At 42.8% G+C, this 8885-nt stretch carries 4 protein-coding genes; 3 read left to right on the top strand and 1 reads right to left on the bottom strand.

Annotated elements, in window-relative coordinates:
- Positions 1-386: hypothetical protein (locus QUB10_RS33205; protein ID WP_445300815.1), on the bottom strand; the 386-nt coding region annotated here is incomplete at its 3' end.
- 82 nt (positions 387-468) lie between these two features.
- Between QUB10_RS33205 and QUB10_RS33200 the strand changes: the two genes are divergently transcribed.
- The 3 genes from QUB10_RS33200 (at position 469) to QUB10_RS33190 (ending at position 8734) form a co-directional block, all read left to right on the top strand.
- Entirely contained in the window at positions 469-1839 is a 1371-nt protein-coding gene (locus QUB10_RS33200) for a calcium-binding protein (RefSeq protein ID WP_333207358.1), read from the top strand.
- A 364-nt stretch (positions 1840-2203) separates the two neighbouring features.
- Positions 2204-7261, top strand: a complete 5058-nt coding sequence (locus QUB10_RS33195) for a tetratricopeptide repeat protein (RefSeq protein ID WP_333207357.1) — start codon at positions 2204-2206, stop codon at positions 7259-7261.
- 21 nt (positions 7262-7282) lie between these two features.
- Complete coding sequence (locus QUB10_RS33190) at positions 7283-8734, top strand: tetratricopeptide repeat protein (RefSeq protein ID WP_333207356.1); 1452 nt, start codon at positions 7283-7285, stop codon at positions 8732-8734.
- Positions 8735-8885 lie beyond the last annotated feature (151 nt).

Below are 8885 nucleotides of genomic sequence, written 5' to 3'. Positions count from 1 at the left end.
TCTACACCCCCCTCACCCATCGGTGATGGTACTTCTACACCCCCCTCACCCATCGGTGATGGTACTTCTACACCGCCCTCACCCATCGGTGATGGTACTTCTACACCGCCATCATCAAGCGGTGATGGTACTTCTACACCCCCCTCACCCATCGGTGATGGTACTTCTACACCCCCCTCACCCATCGGTGATGGTACTTCTACACCGCCACCATCCCCAGTAACAACTCCCAACAACTCAACAGCGCCTTCTTCTCCAATCTTGCCACCCTCCCCAAGTAATGGTTCTTCTACTGAGTCAATACCACCAGTAACAATCCCCAACAACTCAACAGCGACTGCTTCTCCAATCCTGTCACCATCTCCAAGTTCAAGCCCAACTCTCATTACCACCCAAGTCAGCTTACTCAATTTAGACCCAGAGTGTCCAGAACTCCCAGAACCGCCAACGGTTATATTTCAGTCACCAGTGCAACCGCCAAAAGTTACTAGCGACGGGCGCATCACGATTATTGGCGATAATGGTCGCAGTTTTCCAAACAGTGGGGTTAACGATGACATTTTAATCTTTGATGGAGGAAGCAACGATCTTATTTTCGGCGGCAACGGCAATAACTTAATCTGGGGTGAGTTCGGTGCTAATACCTTAATTGGTGGCAGTGGCGATGACACGATCTATGGTGGTCTCATAGATGTATTAAAGCGCAATCAGAATCAACCTTTGTCTGCCCAAATGCAGAATCAACCTGCATTAATCTTTGGTGGTAGTGGCAACGATCTACTGTTTGGGATGGAACAAAACGATACCATCATTGGCGGTAATGGCAACGATCTCGCTTATGGGGGTAAAGGAGATGACTTGATCTATGGCGAAAAAGGGCCTGATACTCTTTATGGCGGTCAAGGTCAAGATACGATTATTGGTGATTACGGCGATCGAAATACTACGGATACAAATGATCGGGGAGATTTGCTCTTTGGCAATCGTGGGGATGATGTAATCGCAGGTGGCATTGGCAACGATACTATTTATGCCGGAAAAGGTAATGATATCGTTTTGGGTGGCAAAGATAATGACTTGCTCTGGGGCGAAATTGGCAATGATACCCTTGTAGGCGGTGAGGGCAATGATACTGTATACGGTGGTACTAGAAATCCGAACAATCTAGATTCTCAAGGGCGTGACTTGCTATTTGGAGGGTCTGGAAATGACTTGCTTTTTGCCAATGAAGGTGAGGATTCGCTTTCTGGCGGTGAAGGTAATGATACATTATACGGAAATGAAAATAATGATATCGTTGACGGCGGCAGGGGAGATGATTTGCTGTTTGGCGATGAGGGCAACGATACAAGTTGCGGTGGTGATGGCAATGATACTATTTATGGCAGTACAGGAAATAATACCTTCTGCGGTGGTGCCGGCAACGATATCTTGTTTGGTGGGGTCGGCAATGACTTAATAGCAGGGGGCGAGGGGGCAGATACGTTCCGGTTCCAGTATCTCGAATCGGGCGAATCAGCGGTATCAGTTGGTGGCGGCTTAAACGGAAATTCTTTTGGGTTAGATACGTTGACTGATTTCACACCCGCACAAGATAAGATTCAATTGGATCGCAGGGCCTTGCCCGTGTTGCAACCCGGTACTTTGCCAGCAAGCCTTTTTAGCGTTACCAATAACTTTAACGTCAATAATCAGGGCGCGAGTCCGGCTCGGGTAATTTACGACAAAACAAGCGGTTTGGTGTACTACAATTCTTTGGGTACGCTAGGAAATGAAGTACCGTTAATGCAGCTTCAACCGAATCTGAATATCACTTCCAACGACTTTGATATCGTGTAAATATCTATGGAGGCAAAGCCTCTACACAAGTGCGTTTTCTAGGGGCAAATCCCCTGCTGTTGCCCCTCGTAAATGGTAATGCTGCGTCTAGGAGTGATATCGATTCCGGTTGCACCGTCCGTGATTGTTGACTGTTGACTGTTGACTGTGGAAGGAGGGGTCAAAAAAATGAAAATTGCGCGAATTATTTGTTGGCATCGGGATTTGACTTTACGCCCGACGATGAACCGCGGATTTGATATCATTCCGGCCTGACTGCCGGAATTGATATGATAAAGCTAAACCTGTTTCCAGAAAGAACAAGCAATCGAATGTTTCAAGGCTTTTAGGTTGCCATTCCCCAATTCCCCATTTGATAGCGATCGTGGAAAACAAGGCAGATATCTACTATAGTCGCGGTAACGTCCTTTACCTACAAGAAGAATTAACGGACGCGGAAACTAGCTATCGGCGAGCGATCGCCCGCGAACCCAACAATGCAACCGCTTACTATAATCTTGGAGTCGTCCTTGACGAGCGGTATCTGTTACAAGAAGCAGAAAGCAACTACCGACAAGCGATCGCCCTTAAACCTGATTATGTCAAAGCTTACAGCAATCTGGGTTGCGTTCTTGTCAAGCTGGATAAGTTATTCGAGGCGATCGAGGTTTTCCGACAAGCGATCGCTCTTTCCCCCAAGTGGGCTAGCTTATACAATAACCTCGGCCAAGCATTTCAGGCACAAGGAAAAGTCGGTGACGCTATATCTGCTTATATCAAGGCGATCTCATTGCAGCCCGATCTGGTTTTAGCTCATTATAACGCCGGCCAAGTTTGGCAGAGCCAAGGTCAGCACGGGTTGGCGGGTCGGTGTTTTGAGAAGGTGATAGAACTCGCTCCCGATAACGCTTCAGCTTATAGTGAGTGGGGCTATTCTCTCATGGCTGAAAGCAAGCTGGATGCAGCAATGGCGTGCTTTCAGAAAGCAATTTCCCTACAGCCGACATTTGTTGAAGCTTACTGCGATATGGTTCTCCAAACCATACAGGAAAGCTCTGCAGAAGGTAAAGAAATTGACGAACTGGGACAAGCTAAAATTGCCTGTGCCAGATTTCTTCAAGCACTACAGCGGCAATCAAACGCTCCCGAAGTTTATGCCAATCTCTGGCAAACTTACGTTCATTTAGGGAATGTTTTATTCGAGTATGGTGAATACAAACAAGCAGAAATTTATTATCATAAAGCTTTACAGGTTAAACCTAATGACGTAGATATTTTAGGGCGGGTGAGTCATTGTTTGGTAAAACAGAAACGGCTCACGGCGGCGTTGATAGTAGGCCAAATCGCAAGAATTATTCAACCAAATGCTAGTTCGATTTACTTTCAGTTGGAAAAAGTGAGAGCAAACTCGCTTCCCAAAGGCGCTTTATCTGCCAAAGATTGGGTTGTTACCGCACAATTAAACGGGGCTAGTTATATTAGCAATTTCCAGAAAAGCCAGTCAAATGCAGTCAAAATGCCTGTCCCACAAGGCTTATTAGAGAGGTCTATTGGTGTTGATGCGGAATTTGAGTCTAATCCAGTCTGTAGCAACTTACTTAACTTTGATGCCTCTCAAGCGGGATGTGAGGGATTAAACTGCACGCCGTGCTTGAAGCGAATTTACCAGCAGTTTGCTCCCATTCATCAGGGGTTAGGAATTCATGTTTTTAATAAGGGAGCGAACATTGCTATTGATTCACCCAGTAATTTCGTAGCGGTAATTCCAGAGGGGCGCGCTTGGATTGTTCCGCAAAAAAATTCTTGGATGATTTGTAATGCTATTGCTATTATTACTCCCGATAATTATCTGTTAACAGATGTTTCTCGCGAGTATCCTGGTTCTTTGCCGGGGTGTATGCGACATGATACAAACAAACATCGGGTTTTTAATTTAGAAGAATTACCAATCTTACAACAAATTGATGGGACAGTTGCAGTATTATCTGGACTTTCTGGAAATGTTTACTTTCATTGGATGGTGGATATTCTGCCCCGGCTCGACATTTTACGTCAAAGTAAGGTAGATTGGGAGAAAATAGATAGATTTTTAGTTAATAGCATTGTGCAACCTTTTCAGCGAGAAACGCTCTTAATGTTGGGGATTTCACCATCCAAGATTATCGAGAGCGATCGCCACCCTTACATTCAAGCTAAAAAACTCATTGTACCATCTTTTTCGGGTTCGCTCGGTTGGCTGCAACCGAGCGCTTTGAAATTTCTACGGCAGGAATTTCTGAAACAAATTTCCTCGTTAAGTTCTCCTTACCCAGAACGTATTTACATTAGTCGAGCCCAGTCTCAATATCGGCGGGTAATCAATGAAGGAGAAGTGATTGATTACCTGGCTAAATTCGGTTTTCAAACTTGGGTAACAGAATCTTTGTCGGTACTGGAACAGATTGCGCTATTTTATCATGCTAAAATAATTATAGCCCCGCATGGTAGTGGGTTAACTAATATTATTTTTTGCCGGAATGGTACTAAAATCATTGAACTTGTTTCTCCTCACTATCTGAGACCTTATTATTGTATCATCAGTCAACTTTTAGGGCTAGAACATTACTATTTAATAGGGGAGATATTTGCCTGTTATCCCATCCGAGAGCTGATGTATCAAAATCCGCTGACCGAAGATATTAAAATTAGCTTTAGCCAATTGGAAGAAGTGATGAAAATTGCCAATATAATAAATCATAATTCTTCAATCGCGAAGCCGACTCAGAAGCAAAATTCTATGAATTTTGAAATTACCGCAGTGCAGTATCCTTCTGCCACCAAACTTACTTCTATGCAAACTACTATCAATTCTGAAGCTACCGCAGTGCAGTATCCCTCCGTCGCCAAACCCACTTCTATGGAAACTACTATCAATTCTGAAGTTACCTTAGCGCAGTATCCCTCCGCAGCCAAACCCACTTCTATGCAAACTACTATCAATTCTGAAGCTACCCTAGCGCAGTTAAATGAACAAGCCGAAGTTTATTTAACACAAGGAAAATTAGAAGAAGCAGAAACAGCTTGTTTGCAAGCTTTGAATATTCAACCGAAGTCAGCACCGCTTCTCAAAATCTTGGGCAACATTTTGCACGCAAAAGGTAAGATTGAAGAGTCCCGAAAGTGCTACATTAAAGCGATTGAAATTCAGCCTAATTTTGCCGCAGCTTATGTAAATTTAGGCAGTTTATACGCACAGCAGCAACAGTGGGATTCTGCCATAAAGTATTATCAACAAGCAATACAGATTGACCCTAATTTAACGGCAGCTTACCGAAATTTAGCAAAGGTTTGGACGCAGTTAAATAAACCGAGCGATGCGGCCGACTGTTGGTATGCTTTATTGAGTCTGGAACCGGAAAAATTTTCAGCACAAGAATGCGTCAATCTGGGCAATACTTTTGTCCAGTTAGATGATATTAGTAGGGGCATTTATTGTTACCAACGCGCTTTGGAATTAAACCCCAGTTTGGTAGGAGCTTATCAAAATTTGGGGGAAGCTATGAAGCGCCAAGGAAAGTTAGAAGAGGCGTTAGTTTATTATCAAAAAACTATAGAATTAACTAACAAAGCGGCGGATGTGTCGGATTTATCCAGTCATAAAAATGGGATTTTTGATAGCCCTAAATCGTCGAAACTGTTGGATTTATCTAGGACTCAAACTAAGCTACATGATAGCCCTAAATCGCTAGATTTGCTTACTTCTGAAGATGCTGAGGCGTTAATTGTTTTGGCAGGACATTATTATAATAAGGGGAAATTGTCTGAGGCGATCGCGCAGTGTCAACGAGCAATTTCACTTCAACCCCAGGCTGTTGGTGCTTACCAAATATTGGGGGAAGCGCTGCAAGTGAGTGGGAAACTCGAAGAGGCAAAAAATTGTTATTTTAAAGTATTAGAAATTCAACCGAATTTTGCTGAGGTTTGGGCAAGTCTTGGTAATGTTTTCGCACAGCAGCAACGATGGCAAGATGCAATTAATTCTTACCAAAAAGCCGTTATTTTACAGCCTCAAGTTGCAGAATTTTATCGAAAATTGGCGAAAGTTTTTGAGCGAATTGGTGCCACAGAGCAAGCAACAATTTGTTCGTATAAAGCAGTGAATTTAGAACCGCGAGCAGCCACCGCAGAGCAATGCTTAATTCTGGGGAATACGCTGTTGGGACAGGATAAAGTTGATGAGGCGGTGGCGTGTTATCGTCTGGCTATTCAGTTGAATCCTAAGTTATCACCAGCTTATCATAATATTGGGGAAATTTTGAGCAGGAAACAGGAGTGGGAAGGGGCAATTAATGCTTACCGTCATTCCATTCAAGTTAAACCGAATAATGCGGGGTCGCATTATGGTTTGGCAAAGGCTTTGTCTGCACAAGAATCTTGGGAAGAAGCCGTTGTTAGTTACCGAAAAGTTATCCAGTTTAATCCTAATTCGGCAGAAGTTTATCATCAATTAGGAGATGCGCTAACAAAGCTGAATAAGTTGGATGAAGCCGTCATTGTGTATCATGGGGCAATTGAGTTAAACCCGGATAATTCTTGGTCGCAGAATAATTTAGGAGATACACTGATTAAATTACAACGGTGGGAGGAGGCGATCGCTCCCTACCGTTATGCTACACAGCTTAACCCAAACTGGGCTTGGACTTTCTACAATTTAGGGGAAGCGCTAGCGCAATGCCAACATTGGGAGGAGGCGATTGCAGCCTACTCTCGGGCTGTCGAACTCAACCCCGAACTACCGAGGATTGAAAGCAAATTAGCGGGTGCTTTCCGAGAACGAGCTAGATTAGATTTAGATGCAGCTTTTAACTGGTATCACAAGGCGATTAAAGTCAATCCCAATGAAGTAGAGACTTATCACGAGTTCCTAGAAATTAAGCAAAAATCGCCGGAAATTGGCTTACAATTGGGCAATACTTTGGTAAACTACAATCGGCTGGATGAAGCGATTAATTTATATCAAACAATGCTCCAGACCTTCCCGGAAAATTCGGCTATTCACTTAGATTTAGGTAAGGCTTTTGCTCGAAAGAAGGACTGGGAGTTGGCGCTGGCTGCCTATCGTCGCGCTATTGAGATTGACCCAAATCATTGTTGGTCTCATCACGAACTCGCCGAAGTTTTAGCAGCACAAGGTAAGCGAGAGGAAGCAATATCTAGCTACTATCGCGCGATAGAAACTAATCCTTCTCCTTCATTTTGGCATTATCACAACTTGGCAAAAGTTCAGTCGAGTAAAGGTGAATGGGAGCAAGCGGTACTCTCCTACCGCAAGGCAATTGAAGTAAACCCAGATTATTCTTGGTCGTACAGAAACTTGGGCGATATTCTAGCGGCACAGGGGAAAACTGATGAAGCAACTGTCTGTTATCGCCGCGCTATTAAGCTAAAACCTAGAATCTTCTAAATTTTGAGATAAAAAGCCCCCATGTCTGAGCAAATTGATAGATTAATTGTACATTATCAAAAAGCCTTGCTAATTAAGCCAGATAACGCCGAAATTTACATAAATTTGGCAGAATTATATTACAAACGGGGTCAACTTGATAAGACAGTCACAGCTTGTGAAACTGCACTCAAAATTCAACCCACTTTGACAGGTATCTCAAAAACCTTGGCTGGTGTGCTGCAACAACTAGGAGAAGTCGATGCTGCTTTTGAAATGTATAATGCGCTAGGCGAGCGATTGGTCAAGGAAGGAAAGTTAGATGAGGCGATCGCTGCTTACGGCTCTGCAATTGAGATAAAACCCGATGCTTATCAAGCTTACTATCGATTGGGGGAAATCTTTCAACGACAATGGAAGCTAGAAGAGGCTATATCTTGTTGTCTCAAAGCGATTGAAATTGAACCGCTATTTATTGAAGCGCACTATAACTTAATAGAATACTATAGAGTAAGTTACTCTATAAAATACGAAATAGAAAATCCCCTAGCCTTGGAGAAAGCAGTTCGCTGCTATCGTTACGTAATTCAGAACCATCCTAATTTTGCTCTGCCTTACATCGGTTTGGGAGATTTATTAACTTATCAAGGAAACTTGGCAGAGGCTATCTCGTGTTATCACAATGCCTGTTACAGGCAAATCCTACAGACACGACCTGATTTTGCTAAAAATTATTGGGATACAAAGAACCCACGCCACCCTCATTTTCTCATCATTGGTGCCGGCAAAGGTGGTACCAGTTCTCTATATGCCTACTTAACCGAACACCCTAATATTTTACCAGCTATTAGAAAAGAAGTGGGGTTATCTGTGGAAATTTTTGATAAGGGGATTGATTATTATCTATCTCATTTTCCCCCGATTCCAAAACAATCTATTTTTTTGACCGGAGAAGCAACTCCTTGGTATTTTGGCAGCCAAAGTTCTCCCCAAAAACTAGCTTTAGTTTGTTCTAAGGTTAAACTAATTTTACTTCTACGCAATCCGGTATTCAGAGCATTTTCTCATTATAAAATGCTTGTTAGTTACGGAAGTGAACTAAGAGCTTTTGCAGAGGTAATTGCTTCAGAAATAGAAAAATTATCATTTCCTGGTGAAGATGAATCTACTTATTGGCAGACAGAAAAAGGCTATTTATTCTTTGGTTTATATTTCTACTTTATCGAGAAATGGATGGCTGTATTTCCGAGAGAACAGTTTTTGATTTTAAGGAGTGAAGACTTTTATGCTAATCCGGCGGCTACTCTAACTCAAGTTTTCGAGTTTTTGGGGGTGCCGGATTATCCCCTTGCAGAATATCCCAATTATAATCCGGGGTCTTATAATCCCATAAGCGACGATCTACGGCAGACTTTGGCCGAGTTTTTTCGGCCTCACAACCAGAAGTTAGAGGAATATCTGGGCATTAATTTTAACTGGAGTGAACTGAATTAAACATGATAAACCACAGAGAAAAACTGATTTTCCATTACCAAAAAGCTCTACTTAAGTAGTTAAGCAAAATTAATTATAGCCTTTCTCTGAAAGATGAGGTATCATGTTACTGACACTCACTCGTGAGGGTCAAACAGAGAAAATCAGCTCA

Origin of the sequence: Microcoleus sp. B5-D4, assembly GCF_036705145.1 — a bacterium.
GTDB lineage: Bacteria > Cyanobacteriota > Cyanobacteriia > Cyanobacteriales > Microcoleaceae > Microcoleus.
Note: the sequence above shows the minus strand (reverse complement) of the source record. Positions and strands in the feature narration are given on the sequence as shown.

What these genes read in the sequence shown, in the direction of transcription:
- QUB10_RS33190 (WP_333207356.1), top strand. Translation starts at nt 7,283, where the DNA reads ATGTCTGAGCAAATTGATAGATTAATTGTACATTATCAAAAAGCCTTG.